24 protein-coding genes are annotated in these 25871 nt (G+C 34.4%); 9 read left to right on the top strand and 15 right to left on the bottom strand.

Annotation, left to right across the window (positions count from 1 at the left end):
* Nucleotides 1–131: 131 nt before the first annotated feature.
* The 4 genes from ACH2AZ_RS06150 to ACH2AZ_RS06135 all read right to left on the bottom strand — a co-directional run bounded on the left by ACH2AZ_RS06150 (nt 132) and on the right by ACH2AZ_RS06135 (nt 4533).
* Complete coding sequence (locus ACH2AZ_RS06150) at nt 132–1952, bottom strand: tetratricopeptide repeat protein (protein ID WP_394907110.1); 1821 nt, start codon at nt 1950–1952, stop codon at nt 132–134.
* Nucleotides 1953–1969: 17 nt separating this feature from the next.
* The gene (locus tag ACH2AZ_RS06145) at nt 1970–2833 is read right to left on the bottom strand and encodes a hydroxymethylglutaryl-CoA lyase (protein WP_379045931.1); all 864 of its coding nucleotides are present in this window, start codon (nt 2831–2833) and stop codon (nt 1970–1972) included.
* Nucleotides 2834–2896: 63 nt separating this feature from the next.
* Nucleotides 2897–3511: a LysE family translocator gene (locus ACH2AZ_RS06140; protein WP_379045934.1), complete on the bottom strand. Its 615-nt coding sequence runs from the start codon at nt 3509–3511 to the stop codon at nt 2897–2899.
* Complete coding sequence (locus ACH2AZ_RS06135) at nt 3511–4533, bottom strand: quinone-dependent dihydroorotate dehydrogenase (RefSeq protein WP_394907268.1); 1023 nt, start codon at nt 4531–4533, stop codon at nt 3511–3513. The genes ACH2AZ_RS06140 and ACH2AZ_RS06135 overlap by 1 nt, the downstream gene beginning before the upstream one ends.
* Before the next feature lie 147 nt (nt 4534–4680).
* On the opposite strand from ACH2AZ_RS06135, the gene pepT reads away from it, so the two are divergent.
* Together pepT and ACH2AZ_RS06125 are read left to right on the top strand one after the other, a co-directional pair.
* Nucleotides 4681–5925, top strand: coding sequence for a peptidase T (pepT, locus tag ACH2AZ_RS06130; protein ID WP_394907109.1), 1245 nt, complete (start codon nt 4681–4683; stop codon nt 5923–5925).
* 100 nt (nt 5926–6025) lie between these two features.
* Nucleotides 6026–6613 carry a YdeI family protein gene (locus ACH2AZ_RS06125; RefSeq protein WP_394907108.1) on the top strand — a complete coding sequence of 196 codons (588 nt, stop codon included), beginning with the start codon at nt 6026–6028 and terminating at the stop codon, nt 6611–6613.
* A 51-nt stretch (nt 6614–6664) separates the two neighbouring features.
* On the opposite strand, the gene yajC is transcribed toward ACH2AZ_RS06125, so the two are convergent.
* From yajC to ACH2AZ_RS06105, 4 genes are all read right to left on the bottom strand, one after another.
* Nucleotides 6665–6961 carry a preprotein translocase subunit YajC gene (gene yajC / locus ACH2AZ_RS06120; protein WP_379045946.1) on the bottom strand — a complete coding sequence of 99 codons (297 nt, stop codon included), beginning with the start codon at nt 6959–6961 and terminating at the stop codon, nt 6665–6667.
* A 9-nt stretch (nt 6962–6970) separates the two neighbouring features.
* Nucleotides 6971–7480, bottom strand: a complete 510-nt coding sequence (locus ACH2AZ_RS06115; protein ID WP_394907107.1) for a DUF1573 domain-containing protein — start codon at nt 7478–7480, stop codon at nt 6971–6973.
* A gap of 65 nt (nt 7481–7545) precedes the next feature.
* Nucleotides 7546–8487: a transcription antitermination factor NusB gene (nusB, locus tag ACH2AZ_RS06110; RefSeq protein ID WP_379045952.1), complete on the bottom strand. Its 942-nt coding sequence runs from the start codon at nt 8485–8487 to the stop codon at nt 7546–7548.
* 96 nt (nt 8488–8583) lie between these two features.
* The gene (locus ACH2AZ_RS06105; RefSeq protein ID WP_394907106.1) at nt 8584–9681 is read right to left on the bottom strand and encodes a Glu/Leu/Phe/Val dehydrogenase; all 1098 of its coding nucleotides are present in this window, start codon (nt 9679–9681) and stop codon (nt 8584–8586) included.
* A gap of 121 nt (nt 9682–9802) precedes the next feature.
* On the opposite strand from ACH2AZ_RS06105, the gene ACH2AZ_RS06100 reads away from it, so the two are divergent.
* The 5 genes from ACH2AZ_RS06100 to ACH2AZ_RS06080 all read left to right on the top strand — a co-directional run bounded on the left by ACH2AZ_RS06100 (nt 9803) and on the right by ACH2AZ_RS06080 (nt 16557).
* Nucleotides 9803–11560, top strand: coding sequence for an ABC transporter ATP-binding protein (locus tag ACH2AZ_RS06100; protein ID WP_394907105.1), 1758 nt, complete (start codon nt 9803–9805; stop codon nt 11558–11560).
* A gap of 75 nt (nt 11561–11635) precedes the next feature.
* The gene (locus tag ACH2AZ_RS06095; RefSeq protein WP_394907104.1) at nt 11636–12007 is read left to right on the top strand and encodes a PUR family DNA/RNA-binding protein; all 372 of its coding nucleotides are present in this window, start codon (nt 11636–11638) and stop codon (nt 12005–12007) included.
* A gap of 195 nt (nt 12008–12202) precedes the next feature.
* Entirely contained in the window at nt 12203–12706 is a 504-nt protein-coding gene (locus tag ACH2AZ_RS06090) for a CIA30 family protein (protein ID WP_394907103.1), read from the top strand.
* Between the two features lie 193 nt (nt 12707–12899).
* Nucleotides 12900–15803, top strand: coding sequence for a histidine kinase (locus ACH2AZ_RS06085; protein WP_394907102.1), 2904 nt, complete (start codon nt 12900–12902; stop codon nt 15801–15803).
* Nucleotide 15804: 1 nt separating this feature from the next.
* Complete coding sequence (locus ACH2AZ_RS06080) at nt 15805–16557, top strand: LytR/AlgR family response regulator transcription factor (protein WP_394907101.1); 753 nt, start codon at nt 15805–15807, stop codon at nt 16555–16557.
* 60 nt (nt 16558–16617) lie between these two features.
* Here the strand turns inward: ACH2AZ_RS06080 and ACH2AZ_RS06075 are convergent, their stop codons facing one another.
* The 5 genes from ACH2AZ_RS06075 to ACH2AZ_RS06055 form a co-directional block, all read right to left on the bottom strand.
* Complete coding sequence (locus ACH2AZ_RS06075; protein WP_394907100.1) at nt 16618–17217, bottom strand: hypothetical protein; 600 nt, start codon at nt 17215–17217, stop codon at nt 16618–16620.
* Between the two features lie 14 nt (nt 17218–17231).
* Nucleotides 17232–18347, bottom strand: a complete 1116-nt coding sequence (locus ACH2AZ_RS06070) for a hypothetical protein (RefSeq protein ID WP_394907099.1) — start codon at nt 18345–18347, stop codon at nt 17232–17234.
* Between the two features lie 22 nt (nt 18348–18369).
* Entirely contained in the window at nt 18370–18879 is a 510-nt protein-coding gene (locus ACH2AZ_RS06065; RefSeq protein WP_394907098.1) for a hypothetical protein, read from the bottom strand.
* 67 nt (nt 18880–18946) lie between these two features.
* A complete protein-coding gene (locus ACH2AZ_RS06060) occupies nt 18947–20464 on the bottom strand; it encodes a T9SS type A sorting domain-containing protein (RefSeq protein WP_394907097.1) in 1518 nt (505 codons plus the stop codon).
* Between the two features lie 120 nt (nt 20465–20584).
* The gene (locus ACH2AZ_RS06055) at nt 20585–20920 is read right to left on the bottom strand and encodes a tRNA-binding protein (RefSeq protein ID WP_379045985.1); all 336 of its coding nucleotides are present in this window, start codon (nt 20918–20920) and stop codon (nt 20585–20587) included.
* 57 nt (nt 20921–20977) lie between these two features.
* Between ACH2AZ_RS06055 and ACH2AZ_RS06050 the strand changes: the two genes are divergently transcribed.
* A complete protein-coding gene (locus tag ACH2AZ_RS06050; protein ID WP_394907096.1) occupies nt 20978–21547 on the top strand; it encodes a thioredoxin family protein in 570 nt (189 codons plus the stop codon).
* Between the two features lie 34 nt (nt 21548–21581).
* On the opposite strand, the gene ACH2AZ_RS06045 is transcribed toward ACH2AZ_RS06050, so the two are convergent.
* Nucleotides 21582–22511, bottom strand: coding sequence for a peptidylprolyl isomerase (locus ACH2AZ_RS06045; protein ID WP_394907095.1), 930 nt, complete (start codon nt 22509–22511; stop codon nt 21582–21584).
* A 110-nt stretch (nt 22512–22621) separates the two neighbouring features.
* A complete protein-coding gene (gene recQ, locus ACH2AZ_RS06040; protein WP_394907267.1) occupies nt 22622–24820 on the bottom strand; it encodes a DNA helicase RecQ in 2199 nt (732 codons plus the stop codon).
* Between the two features lie 85 nt (nt 24821–24905).
* Here recQ and ACH2AZ_RS06035 point away from each other — a divergent pair, with 85 nt between their 5' ends.
* Entirely contained in the window at nt 24906–25868 is a 963-nt protein-coding gene (locus ACH2AZ_RS06035) for an SIS domain-containing protein (RefSeq protein ID WP_394907094.1), read from the top strand.
* Nucleotides 25869–25871: the final 3 nt, after the last annotated feature.

Raw genomic sequence — 25871 nt, 5'->3', positions numbered from 1 at the left:
ATTTATTATTATTTAAGTACAATATTAATGAATAAGAAATAGGCTTTTTTTTACGGTATTTAATTAAAGAAAATTATAGAATAGTCTTTAAGAATAGTAAATACACTATGCTTCATACCAACTTTAAAAATTTAATTTATTTCTAAACTAAAAGTTAGTTTTATTTCTGTTCCAGTAAAGCTATGGGGTATTATTTCTAAACTTCCGTTATTTTCTAGAACGTATTTTTTAACCAATTTTAATCCTAAACCAAAGCTATTCGCGCTAGGTTTAACATTAACAGGCTCTAAATGATTGATGTTTTGAATAGAATCAATTAAATCTTGATGCATTTCCTCACCTTCATTCAATATCGATAGGGTGATCTTGTCTTTGTCGCTAGTATCATAATTAATAATAATACGGCCTTTCTTATCTGTATACTTAAGTGCGTTTGTTAAAATATTATGCAAGATTACATGAAGTTGAGCCACTTGTATTTTTACAATTGGCTTTTGTTCTATACAATTATGAATTAAATGAACCTCTTTATATTTTGCAGGAATTTTATAAACACTTAAAACATCTGTCATCTCTTTCTGAATATCCAGGGGCTCAAATGTGCTTTTTATCTGGCCATTAATCTGACTATTGGCCCAAACCAGTAAATTATTTAGCATACGAAAAGTTTGAGTAAGCTGTAAGCGTATTTCTTTAAATGCCTCTTCCTTCTCATTATAGCTCAGGCTGCTTAACACGGTATCATCCATTAACTGCGTCATGGCAGCAATGGGTGAACGTATATCATGTGAAACGATTGAGAATAGGACATTTTTATTCTCATCTATTTCTTTTAAATGTTTATTTTTTCGATTCAATTCAGTAATAAGCCGTGCTCTTTGCTTACCAATTTTTCTGTATTTAAACATAAAAAACAAAGTCAACAGTAAGAATAGGCCACCAATGATTAATAAACTATTTCTCGATTTTATTTGATTTTGAGATGCCTTATTTTTTTCTTGTAGTAATTGGTTCTCTTTTTCTTTTAAATCTAGCTCTAACAAACCAACAATTTGTGCTTGTTCTTTGTTATAGAGCGAATCGCTCAATTGTGAATGAAGCGTCAAGTTTTCTAAGGCTTTTGGCAAATTCTTTGTTTTCTGATATAATTTAGCCAATAATTTGGTATTGCGTTTCAAATCCCAAGTTGCTTGCAAGGCGCTTGATTCTCTTTTGGCTTGCTCTGCTGTACCAATAGCAAGATCTATTTTATTTTGCTTGGCGTACACTTCGGCTAGACCGTGAAGTACAAAAATGCGTTCATAATTGGTTACCGATGGGTTATTAAGTACTTGAAGATACTTTGTTTCTGCTAGGTTTAATTTACCTTCAACAAAATCTAATTCTGCCAACCTATTCAGTGTATTTAGGTAAATATGATTATTAGGATCGGTTAAATTGCTTTTTGTTTCTAGATAAAGTTCCCTCGCCTTTTTATAATCGCCTAAATAAAAATAAGACATTCCTGCATTTAGAGAAAACGCTGGATTCTCTTTGATTTGAACATCTCGAGCCTGGTTAAAATAATCTACCGCCTGTTGATGCCTTCCCAAAGCCTGCTGTACCAAACCCAAACCATTATAAGCTAGCGCCTGATTTTGCTTATCATCAGTTTTTTGAAAAATATAGAGTGCCTGTTGGTTATATTTCAACGACTCTGCATAGTCTCCTCGAATATAACTTATAGAGCCTCTAACTTTGCAGGCAAGTCCCTTTAAACTATCATTAGGGAAACGTTCTAAAAATGTTTCGGCTTTCTGGATTAAAGAAGCTGATTTATATAAATCGTTTTTATAGATTTTTATTGCTTCGTTTAAATAAAAACTACTAGAATCTTGAATCTGACTTATACCTTTTGCAGATATAAATAGCGCAAAAAAAAATAGAGTAAGCCGTACACTGTAGTTTTTCATTAGCCAGAAGTTTAGCTTTAATGATAGGTTTTAAAAATTTGAGTAGCCATATTATATGCCGATTCAAAGCTCGTCATCTTAACATTAAACTCGGTCTTTTGTTGATTAAAATAGCTCAACATTTTTTCTGTTGGCATATTTCCCGTTAATTTATCCTTGGCCATTGGGCAGCCTCCAAAACCTTGAATAGCACCATCAAAGCGTTTACACCCCGCTTTAAATGCGGCATCTACTTTATTATGCCAAGCCTCTGGGGTGGTATGCAGGTGAGCTCCAAATTCGATATTAGGATAAGCCGGAATTAAATTAGAAAAGAGATAAGAAATAGTTTCTGAATTAGAAGTGCCAACTGTATCGGATAATGATAAAATCTCTACACCCATCTGGGCTAGCTTTTCGGTCCATTCTGCAACAATTTCAACATTCCACGGGTCCCCGTATGGGTTTCCAAAACCCATAGAAAGATAAGCCACTACTTTTTTATTATGTTGATCTGCCAGGTTAATTATTTCCTGCAAAAGCTCAACAGATTCTTCTATGGTTTTATGCGTATTACGCATTTGAAAATTCTCTGATATAGAGAAAGGATAGCCCAAATAGTCTATCTCTTGATGTTGAACGGCATCTTGCGCACCACGCAAGTTGGCAACAATGGCCAATAGTTTTGTTTTCGTCTTACTCAAATCAAGTCCGGCGAGTACTTCTGCCGTATCTCGCATTTGTGGAATGGCTTTGGGTGAAACAAAACTACCAAAATCTAAAGTATCAAAACCACAGCGAAGCAATGCTTGCAAATAGTCAATTTTTTGACTTGTAGGAATAAACGATTTAATGCCTTGCATGGCATCTCTAGGACACTCAATAAGCTTAATTTCTTTCATACGCCCAAAGATACACGTTCTGTTTAAAATAAATAACTTATGCTACAAATCCATAAAGAAAAATCAGACAAACAAAAATAGGGCTATTCCTACAAATACTGCTATTTGAAGGTAATTAAGGTATATAAAAGTTCTGTTATTTTGATTAATTCGCCTTGAAATAGCGGCCGCAAGGAATGCAAAAGATGAAAAAACTAAAAAAGAAACAACAATAAAAAGCAACCCCAGTATATAAATTTGCAAGATAAAAGTCATCTTTTCACTAAACAAAAATTGAGGAAGTAACGCCAAAAAAAACAACGCCACTTTAGGGTTTAAAATATTCATTATGAAACCTTGTTTAAAAAGTGCCGCTGTTGACTTAAAGCCCACTTTCTTTTCGTTTAGCCGAATAGGTGCATTATGCTGATAAATTTTATAGGCTAGATAAAGCAGATAGGCTGCTCCAAAAACTTTTACCATAAACAAGGCTTGTGGATACTTCTTTAGTAGCCCGGCCAAACCAAAAGCTACTAGACTAGTATGCACTAAGCACCCTATCATTAATCCTAAAACAGTAGCAATACCATATTTACGGCCATAAACCAAGCTTTGTGTGAGTACAAAAATATTATCGGGCCCTGGTGAAAGTGCCAGTAAAAAAACTACCGCGCAAAATGACAGCAGGGTTTCAATCATTATTTTTTAGCGCTAAGTTTTAGGTTTATTTCTTTAATCAAACGCGGCCCCTCATAAATAAAACCGGTATAAAGTTGAACTAAACTGGCTCCGGCTTCAAGTTTCTCCAAAGCATCTTCGGCCGTATGTATACCTCCTACCCCAATTATAGGAAAAGACTGTTTACTATTTTGTGAAAGGAAACGTATAACTTCAGTCGATCTCGATTTTAATGGTTTTCCGCTAAGACCACCTTTTTCTTTTCTACCTTCAGATTGTAATCCTACTCTAGAAATGGTGGTATTGGTCGCAATTACACCGCTAATTTGGGTTTCTTGCACAATTTCAATTATGTCAAGTAACTGCTCGTCGCTAAGATCTGGTGCTATTTTTAGCAATATGGGTTTAGGTTTTGGTTTTTGTTTGTTTTGTTCTTGTAAAGCAAAAAGTATTTTCTTTAATGGCTCTTTATCTTGTAATGCTCTTAAATCTGGTGTATTGGGCGAACTTACATTCACTACAAAATAATCTACATAATCAAAAAGTTGTTCAAAACCTTTTTGATAATCCAAGAGAGCTTGATCATTAGGCGTAATTTTATTTTTACCAATATTACCGCCTATTATAACCCGTTTTTTATTCTTTTTTAATCGCTCTACGGCGGATGCTAAGCCTTGATTATTAAATCCCATTCTATTGATAATAGCAGCATCTTCTTTAAGCCTAAAAAGTCTTTTCTTTGGGTTTCCTTCCTGGGGTTTCGGGGTTAAAGTACCAATTTCAACAAAACCAAAACCTAATGATCCTAATTCATTAAAAAGCTGAGCATCTTTATCAAAACCCGCAGCTAATCCTACAGGATTTTTAAATTTTAAGCCAAATACCTCTCGCTCTAAACTTTTATCGTTTACAGCAAAACGCTTTTTAAAAAATTGCTCTACCCCAGGGATTTTAAAAGCAAACTTTAAAGTCTTAAAAGTGAAATGATGTACTTTTTCTGGATCAAATTTAAAAAGCAAAGGCCTTATTAAAGAGGTATACATGGTAATAATAGGTTTATGCAAAAATAATTTAAATTGAATAAGGGCAAGACTAAATGCAATAAAAAACCAATGTTTTTTTATGAAACTTAAGGAGCTAAAATTGCTTTCGGCTAGTTGATTATGTACTTTTACCAAAATTTATGCTTTATGATTAATAGAGAAGAACTAATAGAAAGATTTGTAAGCTATGTTACCATAGATTCTGAGAGTGACCCAAATTCTAAAACCACCCCAAGCACCCAAAAACAATGGGATATAGCGAATAAGCTGGTTCAAGAGTTAAAAGATATGGGCCTGAAAGATGTTAGTATCGATGAGCACGCCTACATTATGGCAACAGTACCAAGTAATGTGGAACACCCAGTGCCGAGTATAGGCTTTATATCACATTTTGATACCTCACCAGATTTTACTGGTAAAGATGTCAAACCGCAGATAATAGAAAATTATGACGGAAAAGATATTTTACTCAATAAAGAACAAAATATTATTTTGTCGCCCGATTATTTTGAAGATTTATTGATGTACAAAGGTCAGACTTTGATTACCACAGACGGTACTACATTACTAGGTGCAGACGACAAAGCGGGAGTTACCGAAATTATGACTGCAGTAAAATATTTAGTAGAGCATCCAGAAATAAAGCACGGAGATATCAAAATTGGTTTTACTCCAGATGAAGAAATTGGACGTGGTGCACATAAATTTGATGTTAAAAAATTTGGTGCAGAATGGGCCTATACAATGGATGGTAGCCAAGTAGGTGAACTTGAATATGAAAACTTTAACGCTGCTGGCGCACAGGTTAAAATTACTGGTAAAATTGTACACCCTGGTTATGCCAAAGGAAAAATGATTAACAGCATGTATATTGCTCAAGATTTCATCAATTCCTTACCAAGATTAGAAACTCCAGAACACACAGAAGGACGCCAAGGCTTTTTTCACTTAACCAAAATTGAGGGTGAAGTAGATGAAACACGTTTAAATTACATTATACGGGATCACGATAAAGAGCATTTCGAAGCTAGAAAGAAGGTTATGTTAGACCTAGCCAAAGAAATAAACGAGCAACACGGACGAGAAGCAGTAAGTATTGAAATAAAAGACCAGTATTTTAATATGCGTGAAAAGGTAGAACCCGTTATGCATATTGTTGATATTGCTGAACAAGCGATGAAAGAATTAAACATTGAACCGCTTATAAAACCTATTAGAGGAGGTACAGATGGCTCTCAATTATCATATATGGGATTACCTTGCCCTAATATTTTTGCCGGCGGACATAATTTTCATGGTCGTTATGAATATGTACCAGTCGAAAGTATGATTAAAGCTACACAAGTTATTATAAAGATTGCAGAGTTAACTGCCCAGCAGTACAAAAAATAAAACCAGTCAATTCATTCAACACAAAAACAACCAAATTTATAATATTAAATTTGGTTGTTTTTTTATACTAAATTTGAAGTATGTAATTATCTCATTTGCTATGGATCCAGTTAAAGAATATATTACCAAACACGAAAAGTGGAGTAAACAGCTGCAAGAATTACGAATGCTTTTATTGAAGACTCCCCTAGAAGAAACGATTAAATGGGGTTCTCCCGTTTATACGTTAAACAATAAAAATGTAATTGGGTTAGGTGCTTTTAAAAACCATTGTGCGCTATGGTTTTTTAAAGGTAGTCTATTGCAGAAAAACCAGTCTTTACTCATTAACGCTCAAGAAGGTAAAACAAAAAATCTGCGTCAGATTCGCTTTAAAGCAGGAGATCAGATTCCTGAAAAGGAAATAAAAGCCTATATCCTGGAAGCAATAGCTATTGAACAAACTGGAGTAAAAAGTCAGACCAGTCTAAAAACAACTATTACGATTCCTCCAGAACTTCAAGCTGCTTTTGATAACAATACCTCACTAAAAACAGCTTTTGAAAAACTAAGCATTGGAAAAAAACGGGAATATTGCCAGTACATTTCCGAGGCTAAACGAGCTTCTACTAAAACTTCGAGATTAGAAAAAATAACTCCAATGATTCTAGCCTTAAAGGGGCTGCACGATAAATACCGAAAGTCATAAAAAAAATCCCAAATTTAAATTTGGGATTTTTTTTACTATAGAAAGCTATAGTTACTTTTTAGTTTCTTTCTCTGGATTTTGAACCAATTTACTTAGTTCCATTGAGATAGAAGCTTTATTAACGGTAATTTTTCCAGCACCAGTTTCGATAATTACCGCATTTAGTTTCTCGCTAAAATCTACAACCTTGCCGTGAATACCACCGCTGGTTACAACTTTGTCACCCTTTTTAAGGCTTTCACCAAAGTTCCTTTCTTCTTTTTGCCTCTTTTGTTGTGGTCTTATCATGAAGAAATAAAAAACGATGATAATCGCAATAAAAGGTAAAAAACTTGATATTTGATCCATTATAAAATATTAGTGGTTATGTCCTTCGTGTCCAGCTGCTGCTTTTCCTGCAGTTTGTTGAGCAGCTCCTCCATTTTTAGGAGTTACAAAAGTTCTAATTCTCAAGGTTTCTTGACCGCTTGCCGTGTTAGCGCTTACGCGGATAGATTTAGATTGATTATTTGGTCTACCCGAAGAGTTAAATTTAACTTTTATTTCTCCAGCTTCACCTGGGGCCACAGGAGTTTTTGTCCATTGAGGTACAGTACAACCACAGCTAGCCTTTGCATTTGAAATTACCAATGGCGCATCTCCAGTATTTGTAAACTTAAAGGTATGTTCTACTATATCACCTTCGTTAATTGTACCAAAGTCATGGGAATCTGACTCGAATTGCATAACTGGTGTTCCAGTAGCTTTTGCATCGCGTTCAGCAACTTCTTTTTGGTTTTCTTCTTTAACTTTGTCTGCGGCATTCTCTTTACAAGAAGTGAAAGTAATTCCCGCTACAGCGGCAAGAATCAATAATCCTTTTTTCATTGTGTTTAATTTTTAATTGTTGAAATATAATTTTTACGGAGCTAAAATTAAGAAAAAAGTTTCAACTACATCAAGCCTCTACCCACTTTATTTAATTCTCCTTTTTCTTTTAATTCTTTAGATAATTTATCTAAAATACCATTGATAAAAATACTGCTTTTAGGCGTACTATATTCCTTAGCTATCTCAAGGTACTCGTTGATGCTCACCTTTACAGGAATAGAAGGAAATTTTAAAAACTCACATAAAGCCATCTTTAATAAAATGCTATCAATATCCGCTATACGGTCTTTATCCCAATTGGGGGTCTTATCTTGAATTAGATTACTATAATATTCCTGATTCAACAAGCATTTTTCGAGCAAATCTATAGCAAATTCCTCATCTTCTTCATTTTTAAATAAAGCTGGAATTCTTACTTGTTCTTGAGTCTCTTTAGTCTTGCTTATCAACTTAAGTACCGCAGTATTTACCAAAGGTAAATCATCTAACCAAGTTAATTTTTTATCTTCTAAATATTCATAAAGCTTATCATTGGGTGCAATTATTTCTTTAAAAAGATAAGTAACAATTTTTTTATCTTCTTTATAGGTTGTTGCTTCTTGATCTAAGTAGGCTATGAAGCGTTCATCTTCTTTGATTAAATCCCACAGTATGGCCACATATTCGTCATCTTGATGCCAATTGTTTAACTTATGGTCTTCTATAAGCTCTTCTAACTGGCCACTTTGCTCTAATTGTTTAAGGAATTTATTGTCTACAAAATTTAAACTAGGATTGATGTCTTTTGCAGTAGGTAAAAATTTCTTTTGTGATTTTTCTATGAAATCTTGGGCTTTGTTTCTTACCTGTAGAAGCAAATCTAAGTTTAGTAAGAAAAGGTCATACATATCTTCCATACTCTTATAGATAAACTTTTTTTCTGCACCCAAATTTTGGTTTTTGGATTGTGTAAATGCGTAGAAAGACTGCATTACTTTTACACGGATATGTCTTCTTGTTAACATAGATAAATAAAGAACTTGATTTAAAAGATTAAAAAAGGGCGAATTAAAATTCGCCCTGCAAAAATAAAACTTATTTGTTGCAAATCGGTATTTGATTTACTTTTCTTGCTTCTTTTTTTCAATGCGCTCTTGCGCAATTTTAAGAGCAGCTTGGTGGGTTGTCATCTTGTTCTCTTCGGCCTTATTAAGTATTTCTAAGGTTGTGTTATAGATGTTCTCCGTTTTAGCCATTGTTTCTTCGCGGTTGTAACCTTTTAACTCGGCGTAAACATTAATCACACCTCCAGCATTAATCAAGAAATCGGGTGCGTAAACTATTCCTTTTTCTTGAAGTAGTTTTCCGTGCTTAGCCTCATTTTCTAATTGGTTATTTGCTGCCCCGGCTATTACCTGTGCTTTTAATTTACCTATCGTTTCATCATTCACTGTGGCTCCTAAAGCACAAGGTGCATAAATATCAACATCTGCAGTGTACAAATCTGAACCAGTATAAATTTTGGCTCCGTATTTTTGTTGTACGGCTTCTAAACGCTCTTGATTGATGTCTGAGATAAATACCTCTCCTCCTTCTTCACGAATATGTTTCACCACGGTTTCACCCACATTTCCTATTCCTTGAACAAGTACTTTTTTACCTTCTAGGTTGTCTGTTCCAAATTTATATTTAGCAGCAGCTTTCATACCCATATAAACACCGTATCCTGTAACTGGTGAAGGGTTACCTGATCCTCCCAAATGCTCAGAAATACCGGTTACATATTTAGTTACCTCACGAACGGTATCCATATCTTCAGTTTGCATACCTACATCTTCTGCCGTGATGTATTTACCACTTAAAGAATCAACAAATTTACCAAAACGACGCATCAACTCAGGCGACTTTTGCGTTTTAGCATCCCCGATGATAACCGCTTTTCCTCCCCCTAAATCCAATCCAGAAATAGAGCTTTTAAAGGTCATTCCTCGAGAAAGACGCAACACATCATTCAATGCTTCCCACTCACTGCTATAATTCCACATTCTAGTACCTCCTAAAGCAGGTCCTAAAACTGTGTTATGTATTCCTATAATCGCTTTTAAACCTGTATCTTTGTCATAGCAAAAAACCACCTGCTCATGTTCATCAAAAGAAAGCTGACCAAAAACTGGCGCTACCTTTTTAATTTCATCGGCATTCAATATTTCAGCATTCATAGTATAAAATTTAAATTATTAATGTCTTAATTTTGTACCGCAAAAATACATATTGTTTATAGATTAATTAGGTTTTTAATCTAAAAATAAAAATCTTTTAAAACTCACTTTACAAAACGGAATGAAAGAGTTACGGCACCTGAATAAATATTTTGTCAAGTATAAATGGAGTCTATTACTAGGACTTGTGATAACGGTAGCCGCCCGTATATTCGCGGTTTACGTTCCACAATTTATAGGAGACTCTACTCACGTAGTTGAACAATATGTGAACGGCGAGGTAACCGATTTAGCATTGGTCAAAAAAGAACTTTTAAACAATATCTTAATAATTCTAGGGGCTACCTTGCTCTCTGCGCTTTTCACTTTTTTAATGCGGCAAACCTTTATTGTGGTCTCTCGCCGAATTGAGTTCGATTTAAAAAACGAGGTTTATACACAATACCAAAACTTATCGCTCAATTTTTATAAAAAAAATAGAACGGGAGATTTAATGAACCGCATCAGTGAAGATGTTTCTAAAGTTCGTATGTATGTTGGTCCAGCTTTGATGTACAGCATTACCACAATTACCTTATTTGTGGTGGTAATTACCTATATGATTAAAACCGCTCCTCTACTTACTCTTTATACCTTGGTCCCGTTGCCTTTTTTATCAATCGCCATTTATAAAATAAGCCGAACAATCAACAAACGCAGTAGCGTTGTGCAGTTGTACCTTTCTAAACTTAATACCTTTACCCAAGAAAGTTTTAGCGGAATTAGTGTGATTAAAAGTTATGGATTAGAAAATCAAATCAATGAAGGCTTTGTTTCTTTATCCGATTCTAGTAAAAATAAAAACCTTGACCTAGTTCGGGTTCAAGCTTTCTTTTTTCCGTTGATGGTTTTATTGATTGGTTTTAGTAATCTTATAGTAATTTACGTCGGTGGAAACCAAGTCATAAGTGGAGAAATTGATAATTTTGGAGTTATCGTTGAGTTTTTAATGTATGTTAATATGCTCACTTGGCCGGTAGCTACAGTAGGTTTTGTTGCAAATATGGTACAACAAGCAGAGGCTTCACAAAAACGAATAAATGAATTCTTACAACAAGAGCCATCCATAAAGAATTATAATGAAGATAAAACTCCCATAGCTGGCAATATTGAGTTTAAGAACGTTAATTTCACTTATGAAGAAACCAATATAGAAGCTTTAAAAAACATCTCATTTAAGATTAATAGTGGAGAAACCTTAGCTATAATAGGTAAAACTGGCTCGGGAAAATCGACCTTATTAGAATTAATTGCTCGGGTTTATGATGCCACAGAAGGAACCATAACCATAGATAAGATTCCTATTGGAAAATTAAATTTAAACAACCTACGCGAAGCCATTGGCTACGTTCCTCAAGATGCTTTTTTATTTAGCGATAGCATTGCCAATAACATCCAGTTTGGAAAAGTGGATGCGACGAGAGAAGAAATTATTGAAGCTGCTAAAAACGCTTATGTACACAAAAATATAATTGGTTTTAGCAAAGGCTATGAAACTGTTTTGGGTGAAAGAGGAATTACTCTTTCTGGTGGTCAAAAACAAAGGGTTTCTATCGCACGAGCCATAATTAAATCACCTGAAATCTTACTCTTTGACGATTGTCTTTCGGCCGTAGATACTGAAACAGAAGAAATAATACTAAATAATCTCTACCGCGTTGCCAAAAATAAAACTATGATAATGGTTAGTCATCGCGTATCGACTGCTAAAAATGCCGACAAAATAATTGTACTAGAAGATGGTAAAATTGTTCAAGAAGGGGTACATCAAGATTTAATGAACCAAAATGGTCCTTATTTAGACCTTTACAACAAACAATTGGCCGAAAAAGAAAAGTAACTTTTATTTGCCGGTTGTTAATTTTTTTAAGATTTTTGACAGCAACTATAACGTATAACCAAATTAAATTTGACTATGAGTGATAACGGAACGATGCCGAAAGAAGAAATTTTTTCAAAAGTACTAAGAGCAGGAAGAAGAACTTACTTTTTTGATGTTAGAGCAACCAAAGCCAATGACTACTACTTGACCATCACCGAAAGCAAGAAATTCACGAATGAAGATGGATCTTTTCATTACAAAAAGCACAAGATTTATTTGTACAAAGAAGATTTTGCTGGTTTTGAGGAAATCTTAAAAGAAATGACTCAATACATAATTGATGAAAAAGGTGAAGAAGTGATTAGTGAGCGCCACCAAAAAGATTTTAAGAAAGAATATGAGAACGAGATAGAGAATAATGTAGCCCCAAAGCAATTTACAGATGTAAGTTTTGACGATATATAACAAAGGCTACACCTTTTTAAAAAGAGCATTGGTAAACAATGCTCTTTTTTTATTCTAGCTGCTAGCTTAATTGGCAATAAATTATTTTTGCCTACGCTATTTTTAATAGTGAATGAATTCCGATTTCATTAAAGGAAACAATAAAGCATCTCTAAAACATTTTATTAAAAATGGTTTTTGTTGTATTTTGAAAAAATGAATGATTCAACCCAACTCGATACGATTTATACGTTTACAGCATCCTCAAAACTAAATAATTGGAGAACAATTAATGACACCGTTATGGGGGGAGTGTCTTATAGTCACATCAAAGTAAACGAAGAAGGCAACGGAGTTTTCACAGGTAAAGTCTCCTTAAAAAACAACGGCGGATTCTGTTCTGTGCGCTACCCACTTCCCAAAAGGCGAATCGGTAAATTTCATAGCTTCGTATTAAAAGTTTATGGAGATGGCAAAGCATATCAATTCAGAATTAAAGAAAATTCAGAAGACGCACACGTTTACAAGGCAGTGTTCAAAACAACTAAGCAATGGCAGGAAATCAAAATTCGGTTTGATGAAATGTTTCCCAGTTTTAGAGGACAAAAACTCAATAAACCCAATTTCTCAGGACAATCTTTAGAAGAAATCGCTTTCTTAATTGCTAATAAAGAAGAAGAACATTTTAAGTTATTGATCAATCGAATTAAATTAATGTAAGATATATCAAGCCTATATAATTTACGAAAACAAAATTTTGTGATAAAAAATTATTGGCTTAGTTACTATCCTAACATATTACTTTTTTGATTTAGCAATTCAAATACACCATTCATCCTTAATATGTAATCAGTTAAAAAATTTTGGTTTCAAATTCATCCGATTCGGTTATATTTATCACTTAAATAAAACCGTGAAAAAAACAGCTGTACTAATTACTTTCTTCTTTTTAACTGTTTGGGTTCAGGCTCAAGAACCAAGCTATTTTTCGCTGCAAACCCTTAACACATTACCCGATCAAACTTTTTATGACATTATTGAAGATGATGAAAAGAACATTTGGCTATCGGCTAATAAAGGACTTTATAAATTAACAGGTAAGAATCTCGACTATATTAATTCTAGTCAACAAAAGGGCAAGACCGTTTTTAGTTTAATTCAATCTAATGGTAGTATTTACGGCATAAATCTTTACGGGCAATTGCTACGCTCACAACACGATAGTTTAATGGTCGTTGCCGATTTAAGTGAAAAATTAAAAGGAAAATTAGCACAACTATACGAGCATCAAGAACATATTTATGCATTGAGTCAAGCCGGCCTCAGCAGTTTACATTTGCCAACTCAAACGCTTGAGCAAATCAATCTAGACTTAGTTTTAACTTCGGCTCAAAACCCTAACACCAAAACGATTTATTACCTCACCAACACCCATCAGCTTAAAGCAATTAAAAACAACCAACTCAAGGTTATTCCTCACCTGCCTATTGCAAGAGACCAAAGCAACATCAAACATTTAGGCTTGTTTTTTATAAAAGATAAATTGTATTTGTTTTATGTGCAAAATCGTAAACTAAGCTACTTAAACTATGACGAAAGCCAACAAGCTTTTATCAATAAAGTAAGCATAGAAGGACTTGAAGATTTAGAAATTCGTCATATCAATAGTATCGATAATGATATTTACTTTAGCACTAATCGAGGTTTATTTATTGCTCAATCATCAAATAGTGGATTTAAGCTAAAGCAGCATCTATTTAAAGATTTTTCACTAAGCAAAACCCTGTTTGATTTTCAAGGTAACATTTGGGTAACTACGCTTAAAAATGGGGTATTTATTATTCCGAAGAATCATTATTATCAATATGATTTAAAATTAAAAAACAGGGAATACATAAGTGCGTTGGCTAAAGCTAAAGGCAGCAATCTTTTTGTGGGCACCAATTTTGGAAAAATTTTCTTTGGCAACATACAAAATGGTTTTAATCGGCTAAACATTAAAAACACGCATAAAGTTGAAGCGATTTTCTATGATGACCTTAGCGATAAGCTCGTTGTGAGTTTGAAAGATACCGATGGTTTCGTATACCAGCTTAAGTCTGCTCAAAGAAAGAACCTTAAAAATCAAATTAAAAGTTCTAAAGGCTTATTAAAAGCATTTAACGGATTGGTAAACCTGAGTTTTAAAGCCTCCTACTTCTATAAAGATCTTACCCAACCTGATCAAAGACGTATTTTAAATGACAAACGCGCCAAAAAAGCACTTTTTGATAGTATTAATAAGCGGCTTTACATCAGTTATATAGATGGGACACGAGTTTATGACCACAATTTTAACAGTGAGTACCTTAGTTACAAAAATAATACAATCCTTACATCAGCCATTAATAAATATAATGACAATATATTATTGGCTACTAATCAAGAAATACTAAAAGTAAATCAGAACCAACTTGAAGCTTTTATAAGCCAAGATCAATTATTTTTTAAGAATGGGATCTTAGATTTTGCGGTAGACAATGAAGACCGCATCTGGGTTTTAAGTCTAGAAGGTTTACAATGTTACCAAAACAAAGAAATTCTTTATGAAAAAACCTTTTTTAATGATTTTCACGGCCATAGCTTAAACAATCTATTTTACCTCGACAATCATCTTTATTTTAAAGGCAACCAAAAACTTATTTACCTACCCACCAATGTAAAAAGCCATTATGCGTCACTGGAATCTCCCCGCATTAAAAGCCTCAAAATAGATGGAAAAAATCAAGCTATAACCCACGAAATTGAATTAGAACCTGAATCGCAATTACTTGAAATTCAATTATATACACCAGGTTTACAACTCACTCAAGAAACCAATTACCTGTACAATCTCAACCAAGAAAAAGCTGTTTGGCAGGAAACCTCATCGGGATCTAACAATTTAAATTTTAGCAACTTACCCACAGGAAGCTACCAATTAAGTATAAAATCTAAAGATCAGTTTGGCCGGGTGAGCCAAGAAGAATTATGCCTTAATTTGATTATAAAACCCCATTTTTATGAGCAAAACTGGTTTTATGCATTATGCATTTTGGTTTTAGGATTTTCCCTTTACGGATTACATCATTGGCAATTGAATAGAAAAGCTAAAAAGGCACACAAGGAAATCAAATCTTTAAAAATACAAAACAAAATTAATGCCTTAAGCTTAGAGAATTTGCGCTCGCAAATGAATCCGCACTTTATCTTTAATGCGCTTAATGCCATTCAAGAATTTATCGTATCTAACGAAAAAAAATTAGCCAGCAATTATTTGGTGAAATTCTCTAGGTTAATTCGTTTATACTTAGAGCACGCCCAGCAGGATAAAATCAGTTTAACTGAAGAAATAGAAGCCTTAAAACTTTACATTGCTCTAGAAAAACTAAGGTTTGAGGATGAAATTGACGTACAGATAGAAATTGATTCTAGTCTAAATTTACAAGCCATTCAAGTACCTTCAATATTTATTCAACCTTATGTAGAAAATGCTTTTAAACACGGATTATTACACGTTTCGGGATCAAAAAAATTACATATTGTCATAAAGAAATTCAAAGAATCATTCATTTCTTGTATCATTGAAGATAACGGAATTGGCCGTGATGCTGCCAACAAATTGTATGCGAATAAAACCAAACCGCATACTTCTTTTGCTTTAAAAGCCAACCAGAGACGAGTGGCCTTGTATAACCAAATTAATCCTCAACCCATTACAGTAAAAATAACCGATTTAGGAAGCTCTGCAACCCCAAAGGGAACGCGAGTTGAAATCCTATTTCCTATAAATAATTAATATGCGTGTATTAATCATAGACGATGAGCCTAGAGCCAGAACCTTATTAGAAAAAATGCTTTTGGGCTTAGATGCTTATACTTTTGAAATACAAACTGCCAAAAATTTACTAGATGGACTAGAAATTTTAAAACAGCAATCCATTGATTTACTTTTTTTAGATATTGAAATGCCGCAGCACTCCGGATTAGAGCTTTTTGATATTCTGCCTCCACCCTATGCGTTTCAAATTGTATTTACCACGGCTTATAATCAATATGCCGTAGAAGCTTTTAAAAAAAATGCCATCGATTATTTGCTTAAACCTATAGACTTAGATGAGTTAGAAATAGCGGTTTCAAAGGCCAGTACTGCTAATAAAGGTGCGCATTTAGAAGCAAAATTAGAAGATTTGGCGAAGGCTTTAAAAAAGGTAGCTATAAATAAAATTGCTTTAGAGGTAGCGAAAGGTATTCTATTTGTAGAGCATAAAGACATACTTTATTTTGAGGCAGATGGGATGTATACGAATGTTTTCTTAAGAGATGGCACTAAAAAATGTATTTCAAAACCACTTAAAAATTTCGTGGAACAATTGGAGCAAGATACTTTATTTTTTAAATGCCATCGCTCTTTTTTAGTGAATTTGCAATATGTAAAAGAATTTTCACGCAAAGATGGAGACCAGTTGATTATGGAAAATGGCAAATCTGTTCCTATCTCAAAATCTAATAAAGAGTCGTTTTTAAAACTCATTCAACAGGTGTACCAATAAAAAAAGAAGCGGGTTTGTTAACCCGCCTCTTTTTTGTATTTAAGAGTAATAAATTCTTACTTATCTTGGTTCATTGCAATCTGAATAAGAATAATTAGTTTGCATATCGCTTATCCAATTTGATCCCGGATTAAAATCTTGATCTATTTGAATACAATTTAAATTAGCATTGCCTTGTGCCTGCATTCGGCTAAAAAAGAAATTATTGCCATTGGCCACATTCAAACTGCTTAAGTTGTTGGTGTGTACTTTTAAATCATCAACCTCGGGTAGCATACTAATATCTAAAGCAACTAATTTATTATTTTCAAGTAAAATTTGCTTTAACTTAGTATTTTTAGATAAATCTACTTGAGTTAATTGATTATTAAAAGCTGATAAGTTTTTTATGTTTATGAAAGCTTCTATACCCGTTAAATCTTCAATCCCTAGATTTTCAAGACTCAATCTTTCAGTAGCTAATTCTGCTTCTTGATAACTTATTTCTTCATCGTTATTAGTGTTGATAGCCGAGTTGTCGATCAACGCTTGTTTAAAAATCGCATCATTAAATTTTACGTATTGACTTTGATCTACATTTGTGTTTGTATCATCATCAGATGAGCAGCTTGCCAATGTTGCAATAGCGATTATAGCCAAACTTCTTAATGTTTTTTTCATTCTTTTATTCTTGATTATGGTTGTGCATTTTTACAATCTATTTTTTGACCATAAGGCATTTGTCCGTGTATAACCCCACCAAAGCTGGTATTGCTATAACCACTACCGTTATATTGCTGCTTTAAAATAAAGCCCTGAAGTTTACAATCTCCTTGTCGTGTAGTTTCTGTAAAAGCTCCTTTTATCCAACGGTACAAGGGCTTCCCTGTTATTTTATGATGAACAATACTCCAGTCGTTAGATTCAATTCTGTGGTACATCAATTTTGCACCATCTTTATTGATTACTTTATTTATTTCCGCTTTAGCGAAATTCTTTAAACTGGTGTTAGCATCTAACTTACCAGCTTTAGGAATTTTAATACTTGCTAAATTGGCCGCTGCAGCTTCTTCATAATTGGCTTTGAATTTTGCTTCTATCGCTAAAGCCATTTCCTTAGCTTTTTCTTTGCTAAACAAATTTAGTTTTTCGGGAGGTGCAATGATATTGGTGATGGTTAAATCGCCTGGTTTTACGTATGAAGGCACATTGTAGCTGTGACCGCCCTGAAAAGCACCGGCATATAAAACAAATACATCTTCGTCTAGTTTTAGCATACGGGTTAATATTAATCCGCTAGTATCTAAGTTTAGTTGGTGGTTAGGATCTGCTGGGTGCTGAATAGCATAAGATCCGCTTGTCATCTCATATACCCTCACACCATCTAGCGCAAAAGCATCTAAGATTGGGGGAGAAATGAATTCCAACCACGCAAAGTCTAAATCAAAGTCTGGGTAAATTACAACAGCGTGACCTTGTTCTGCTTCTCCTTGACGATAATTAGCGGCTTTTATTATATGATTGCTTCGACCAGAACTGTAGCCTATTATATCTTTAAATTGTAAACTTAAGGTAGCTTTTTCACTACTGGCTTGGGGTCCACGTGGTACGCTGCCTGGCATTCTACTTTTTCTACCCGATGGTCCAGGTTTAGCCGTATTCGCGTCACCACTTGAAGCATCGTTAGATACAGCTTCTTGTGCTGCTTTTTTTACTTTATTTTTTAACATTTTACCCAGTTGCGCTTCCGCCGGAAGGCTAACTGCCAAAAATAAAATGGCGAACAGATAAGTTAATTTTTGTTTAAACATTGTTTTAGATTTTTAGTTGATATTAGTTCGGCGCGTTTTCACAAGCGATATAGGAGCCGTAAGGAACTGGAGCAGTTCTGCTTATTCCAGCAAAATAGGCCTCGTTAAAACCACTGCCATTAAAATCTTGCTTTAAGATATATTGAAACAGCATACATTTGCCATTAGAATTTTTCTGTATTAAGGCACCAACAGCCCATTGATATAATACCGCTCCTGTAGTTTTATGGGTGACCACCTTCCAGTTGTCTGATATAATATTAAAGGCTACCAATTGCATACTTTTACTGGCATAATAGTTCTCTAATGCTTTTGAGGCAACCTGATGTAAATCTGAATCTTTATTAAGTTCTCCAGCTTCAGGAAAAGCAATAGCCTTTGCAGCTTGCTGCTCTTTTTCTTTATTGGCTTTTGTTGGTAGGTTTAAACTTTCTGAAGCTTTTTCTTTTATTTTTTTAAAAAACTGAGCCTGAACAGTTGTACTGCCGCCTAATAAGCATAAGCAGATCAAGCATTGTAATATAAGTCTCATAGCTTATAATGAATTTAAAGAGCGTGCATCCAGCTGGTTAAGCTGAATGCACTGCAAATAGATTGGATTAGTTTTTAATGAATTTAAAAGTTTTATTTTGCTGATTTGCTTTTACTTGAATAAAGTAAACACCAGCTGACAGATGATTTAAATTCATCTTTAATTCTTTAGTGGTATGCACCTTTTTACCGGCCATAGAAAAAACGTTTATTTCATCAACTTTTTCTATTCCATTTAGATTAAGGATACCTGCCGAGGGGTTTGGGTAAATAGAAATGGCATCTAAAATATTTTGCTCAATTCCTAAAGTACAAGTAGTATATCCATAAATGGTGTTTGGGTCTTTATCTGAATCTATCATCCAAAATATACCAGGGCTTGCAGCAGGAGGTGTAAAACCGTTATCTAATTGCACACAAGAAAGATTAGGACAATTAGTTGCATTAAATTCATTAATTGAAGCATTATTGCCGTTAGCCATATTTACAATTTGTAAGTTAGCGTTATCTGAAACATACAAAGTGTGAAAAGATGGCAACATCGAAACATCTATATCAGAGAAAAGATTATCTTGTAGATATAAGTGATTTAAATTTAAATTAGTTGTAACATCTAAAGAAGTTAAATCGTTATCTCCTAAATACAATTGTAAAAGTCCCGGGTTGTTAGATAAGTCTATACTGGTAAGATCATTTTCTTCTAATTTTAAACTTGTAAGCTGAGCTAACGAAGAAAGATCTATAGAAGTAAAATTATTAGTATTTGCCTCTAATTCTTCTAAAACGGTATTGCTAGAAAGATCTATCGTGTTAAGATTGGTATTGTTAACTATTAGTTTTTCTAAATTAGTAAAATTACTTACATCTATACTCCCTAATGGGTTATCACTCAAATAAGCAGTGGTAACGCTTGATGTATTGGGTAAGGTTAAGCTAGAAGCAGTTAAATTATTAGAATGTATAGCCAACCAAGTTAAATTTGTTTGATTACTTAAGTCTAAACTGCTTAGGTTATTATCAGACAAGTTTAAGTTTTCAATAGCTGTATTATTACTTAAGTCTATCGTTGTTAATTGATTGAACGAAGCCGAAAAATTGCTCAAATTAATGTTGTTAGAAACATCTAAAGAGGTTAATTGATTGTTATTTAAGTTTAAGACCTCTAAATTTACATTGGTACTTAAATCTATCGAGGCAAGACTATTAGTAAAATCTGCTACTAATGTGGTAAGATTGGTGAGTCCTGTTACATCTAAGGTTGTTAACGGGTTTATGCCTATATTAATTTTAGTTAAAGCTGTATTAGCAGTAAAATGGGCAAAATGAATATCGTTATTAGGCAAGTATACTTCTGTAATATTTGTAAAAGCATCTAAACCAGTTAGATCTTGAATATTTAAATTAGGAGCAGAAATTATACCCGTATAGGCCATTGCTTCGGGATAGCTAATTTCGTAGTCTCCATTGGTATTTATTGCCGTATTAGTAATTAAAGCAATTTTTAAATTTGTATCGGGTATGTATACATTTTGAGCAAAAAGGCTAGCACTAGCTAAGCAAAATAATGAGAGTAATGTTTTTTTCATTTTGAGATGTTTTTAATATTCACCCCAAAAATCTGATAATGATTAGTTTAATTTAATCAAAACTTGCTGAATGCCGTTATTTAGTTGCTGAATAAAGTTTATAATTTTTAAACTACAAGACTAGCCAATTTGCAAGCCGTTAGGTATTTTTGTTTCGGGTTTTAATAAAACAACATCGTCTTTTTGCACTGCCCCCAAAACCAAACACTCGCTCATAAAATTGGCAATTTGCTTTTTAGGAAAATTAATCACGGCTATCACCTGTTGACCCATCAACTCTTCTTTGCTATAGCGCCTGGTAATTTGAGCAGAAGTTTTGCGTGTACCAAGCTCTGGTCCAAAATCTAACATTAATTGATAAGCTGGTTTTTTGGCCTCCGGAAAATCCTGGACATCTATAATGGTAGCCACCCGCATTTCAATCTTTTTAAAATCCTCCCAAACTATAGTTTCCATATGTATTTAAACTTTCAAATTAACTCTAAATGTAGTAATTTTAGATAAAACTTGTCCATGAAAAGAGAATCTTCTACTGTAAAATTAGGTGAAAAATACCACGACTTTTTACTACCCGATGCCATTACCAAAGATTTGTATACTTTTAAAGATATAAAAGGAGAATTGGGCACGGTAGTTATGTTTATAAGCAACCACTGCCCTTATGTTAAGCTAGTTGCTTCAGAACTCGTTCGCATTGCCAACGATTACAGAATATTAGGCTTTGGTTTTGTAGCCGTATCGAGTAATGACGCTACTCAGTATCCAGAAGACAGCTTTTATAACATGTGGCAATTTGCCCGAAAACACAACTTTACTTTCCCGTACCTTTACGATGAAACCCAAGCGATTGCCCGGACCTATCAGGCCGTGTGTACTCCAGATTTTTATATTTATAACGCTTCCGCGGAATTGGTTTATCACGGCCAATTAGACGATGCCAGACCGCAAAATGGTATTGCGGTAAACGGAAGAAGTGTTCGTGAAGTCTTAGACGCGTTATTCAACAGTAGGAGTATCCCAAAACTTCAAAAACCTAGTGTAGGCTGCAGCATTAAATGGAAAAAAGAAAAAAGTCACTCGTAAGGAGTGACTTTTTTGATAATGGATTTACTTAAATTTAGGCTTTGATAAGTTCTACCTCAAAAATTAACGTAGCATTAGGCGGAATTACTCCTCCAGCTCCTTGTGATCCATAACCTAAATGGGCAGGAATAACAAATTTGGCTTTATCATCTTGGTTCAATAACATAATTCCTTCGTCCCAGCCTGCAATCACGTGCCCCATTCCTACAGGAAACTGTATAGGTTGGTTACGTTTAAAAGACGAATCAAATACAGTACCATCAGCTAACATGCCTTTGTAATGTACAGAAACGGTATTACCTTTTTTGGGTTTTGGTCCTTTACCTTCTTGGGTTATGGTATAATGCAAACCAGACTCGGTTTTACTCAAACCTTCGGTTAAGGCCTTTAGTTTATCCTCTTCTCTTTTCTTAGCTTCGGCTTCTCTTTTTTCTTTCTCTTCATTAAAACTCTTAAAGTTAGCAGCTGCATCAAACTGTTGTGCTTCCTCCCCAACGCGTTCTATACTTAGCTTTTCAATCTGGTCACCCTGCTCAATGCTATCAACTATATCTTGACCTTCTACAACTTCTCCAAAAACCGTATGCTTACCATCAAGCCAGGGCGTTTCAACGTGTGTGATAAAAAACTGACTTCCGTTTGTACCAGGACCTGCATTAGCCATTGACAATATTCCTGGCTTATTATGTTTTAAATCAGGGTGTATTTCATCGTCAAATTGATATCCTGGTCCGCCAGCTCCTGTTCCATTAGGGTCACCCCCTTGAATCATAAAATCGGCAATAACACGGTGAAATTTAAGACCATCGTAATACGGCGTACCCTTTGCTTTTGCGTCGTTTTTTATATTTCCTTCAGCAAGACCTACAAAATTTCCTACTGTTCCTGGTGTTTTATCGTGGTGTAATTTCACCAAAATTTCGCCCTTGGTGGTTGCGAACTTGGCATAGATTCCGTTTTCCATAGTTTATTTTAATTTTTAAAGCGCAAAGATAAGTCTTCTTGAGGGTTTTTCTCAAAAAGAAGAAACCCAAAATTTTAAATTTTGGGTTTCTTTAGATTTATAATGTATTTCTAATTAGCCACTTCACTCATAAACTTGATTCGGTAAAGCCTAAGTTCTTCTTCTTCGTAATCGCCGTCAAACTCATCCATCGCTTCGTCTATTTTATCGCTTTCTGCTTCTAAAAAATACTCATGCAATTCTTCTTGTTGATCTTCATCTAAAATTTCATCTATCCAGTAAGAAATATTCAGTTTGGTTCCACTATAAACAATTGCTTCAAGTTCTTTAATAAAATCATCCATCGATAGGCCTTTTGCGCTGGCAATATCGGGTAGCGGTAATTTTCTATCTACATTCTGTATAAAATAGAGCTTATTACTACTATTAGCACCGGTAGTTTTTACTACCATATCATCGGGTCTTATGATCTCATTATCTTCTACATAACGCTGTATGAGGCTTACAAACTCTTTCCCGAATTTTTTGGCTTTACCTTCACCTACCCCATGAATGTTTCCTAACTCTTCAATAGAAATCGGATATTTTGAAGCCATATCTTCCAACGAAGGGTCTTGAAATACCACATAAGGAGGTACATCTTTTTTTTGCGCTACGTTTTTTCGTAAATCTTTAAGCATTTTCATCAATTGCTCATCGGTTGCACTAGCCGCTTTATTTTGTTGAGCGGCTTTGTTTTGTTCTTCTTCGGTATAAATATGATCTTCAGACATCATAAAAGAACTAGGACTTTCTAAAAAAGCTTTACCTTCCGCAGTCAGTTTTATAACGCCATAGGTTTCAATATCTTTTTTGAGTAAGCCTTTTATCAGAACTTGTCTAATTAAAGCCATCCAATAAAATTTTGGCTTTTCTTTTCCTTTTCCAAAAATGGGAAGCTCATCTGTTTTGTGCGATTTGATCATAGCGTTTACTTCTCCCACCAATGTTTTAACCAAGTCTTTAGCTTTATAAATCGATTTGGTTTTCTTAACGGTATTTAAAAGTAGAACCACTTCATCTTTGGCTTCTTTTTGGGTTTTGGGAAAACGAACGTTGTCATCCATATCGGCTCCTTCACCTGTCTCGCTATCAAAGGCTTCTCCAAAATAATGCAAAATAAATTTACGTCTTGAAATAGAGGTTTCCGCGTAAGCGACAACTTCTTGCAGTAAAGCAAAACCTACTTCTTGTTCGGCTACAGGTTTACCACTCATAAATTTTTCTAGCTTTTCTATATCTTTATAAGCGTAAAAAGCTAAGCAATGCCCTTCTCCCCCGTCGCGACCAGCTCTACCGGTTTCTTGGTAGTAGCTTTCGATACTTTTAGGGATATCGTGGTGAATTACAAAACGTACATCTGGTTTATCTATTCCCATACCAAAGGCAATAGTAGCCACCACCACATCAACCTCTTCCATCAAAAACATATCTTGATGTTTAGCTCGGGTTTTACTATCTAACCCAGCATGGTAAGGTACTGCCGATATACCGTTTACTTGCAGCGTTTGCGCAAGTTCTTCTACCTTCTTTCTAGATAGACAATAAATGATTCCGCTTTTCCCTTGCCGCTCACGCACAAACCGAATAATGTCTGCGCTTACTTGAGCGGTTTTGGGTCGCACTTCATAATATAAATTTGGCCGGTTAAAAGAAGCTTTAAAGGTATTAGCTTTTGGCATACCTAAATTTTTCAAGATATCTTCTTGTACCTTTGGCGTTGCCGTTGCCGTTAAGGCAATTATGGGTATATCATCCCCTATTCGTTTTATAATCTTGCGTAAATTTCTGTATTCTGGCCTAAAATCATGGCCCCATTCACTTATACAGTGAGCTTCGTCTATAGCCAAAAAAGAAATTTTTTGCGTTCGCAAAAAATCTATATACTCTTCTTTGGTTAAAGATTCGGGTGCCACATATAATAACTTGGTAATACCGTTTTCAATGTCGCTTTTAACCTGTTTTACTTCGGTTTTATTTAACGAAGAATTCAAAACATGCGCTACTCCTTTTTCCGAAGAAATACCTCTAATGGCATCTACTTGGTTTTTCATTAAAGCTATTAAAGGGGAGACAACAATTGCTGTTCCTTCTTTTATCAAGGCAGGTAATTGGTAACATAGAGATTTACCACCTCCTGTAGGCATGATCACAAAAGTGTGCTCACCATTAATAATGCTTTTTATTACTTGTTCTTGCAGGCCTTTAAATTGGTCAAAGCCAAAATACTTTTTTAGTTCCTGATGTAAATCGATTTCTGTCAAACTGATATTTTAGTGTTACAATTTTACATACCTTTGTCAGTCTAAAGATATATATTTCTTTAGTATTGGCAAATCGAAATTTAAAAAATTGATGAAAGATTCTCAAATCCTTTCTTTTGCAAAAGACACTATTAAAAATGAGGCAGCCGCAATTGCCCAATTAGAAAACTTTTTAACTCAAGATTTTCCCCAAGCAGTAAATTGTATCTATCATAGCAAAGGTCGCGTAGTTATTACTGGTATAGGTAAAAGTGCCATTATCGCACAAAAAATAGTAGCTACTTTAAACAGTACTGGCACACCGGCAATTTTTATGCATGCTGCCGATGCTATTCACGGCGATTTAGGGAATATTCAAAAAGATGATGTTGTAATATGTATTTCTAAAAGTGGAAACACCCCCGAAATTAAGGTACTGGTACCGCTAATTAAGAATTTTAATAACAAATTGATAGGTCTCACCGGTAACAAAGATTCTTTTTTGGGTCAACAAGCCGATTTTGTTCTGAATGCCTATATTGAGCAGGAAGCTTGCCCTAATAATTTGGCCCCTACCACGAGTACCACAGCTCAATTGGTGATTGGCGATGCTCTTGCGGTAAGCTTACTTCATCTTAAAGGATTTTCTAGTAAAGATTTTGCAAAATACCACCCTGGGGGTGCTTTAGGAAAAAAACTCTATTTGCGCGTAGCCGATATTACGGCCCAAAACAATCTACCTCAAGTAGCGCCCAACAGTAAAATTTCTGATGTTATTGTAGAGATTTCTGAAAAAATGTTAGGAGCAACGGCAGTTATTGAAAAAGGCGATATACTAGGAATCATCACCGATGGTGACATTAGAAGAATGTTGCAAAAAAGTCAAGATATCAATCAATTAACAGCTCGCGATATTATGGGCGAAGCGCCTAAAACTATCGATAATCAAGCTTTAGCTATAGAAGCTAAAAATATGCTTGAGCACTTTGGTATTTCTCAGCTAATTGCAACAGAAAAGGGCAGTTATAAAGGTATTGTACACCTGCACAACTTAATAAAAGAAGGTATCATCTAAAGT

It is taken from the genome of uncultured Mesonia sp. (assembly GCA_947499595.1).
GTDB classification, from domain to species: Bacteria; Bacteroidota; Bacteroidia; order Flavobacteriales; family Flavobacteriaceae; genus Mesonia; species Mesonia sediminis.
Note: the sequence above shows the minus strand (reverse complement) of the source record. Positions and strands in the feature narration are given on the sequence as shown.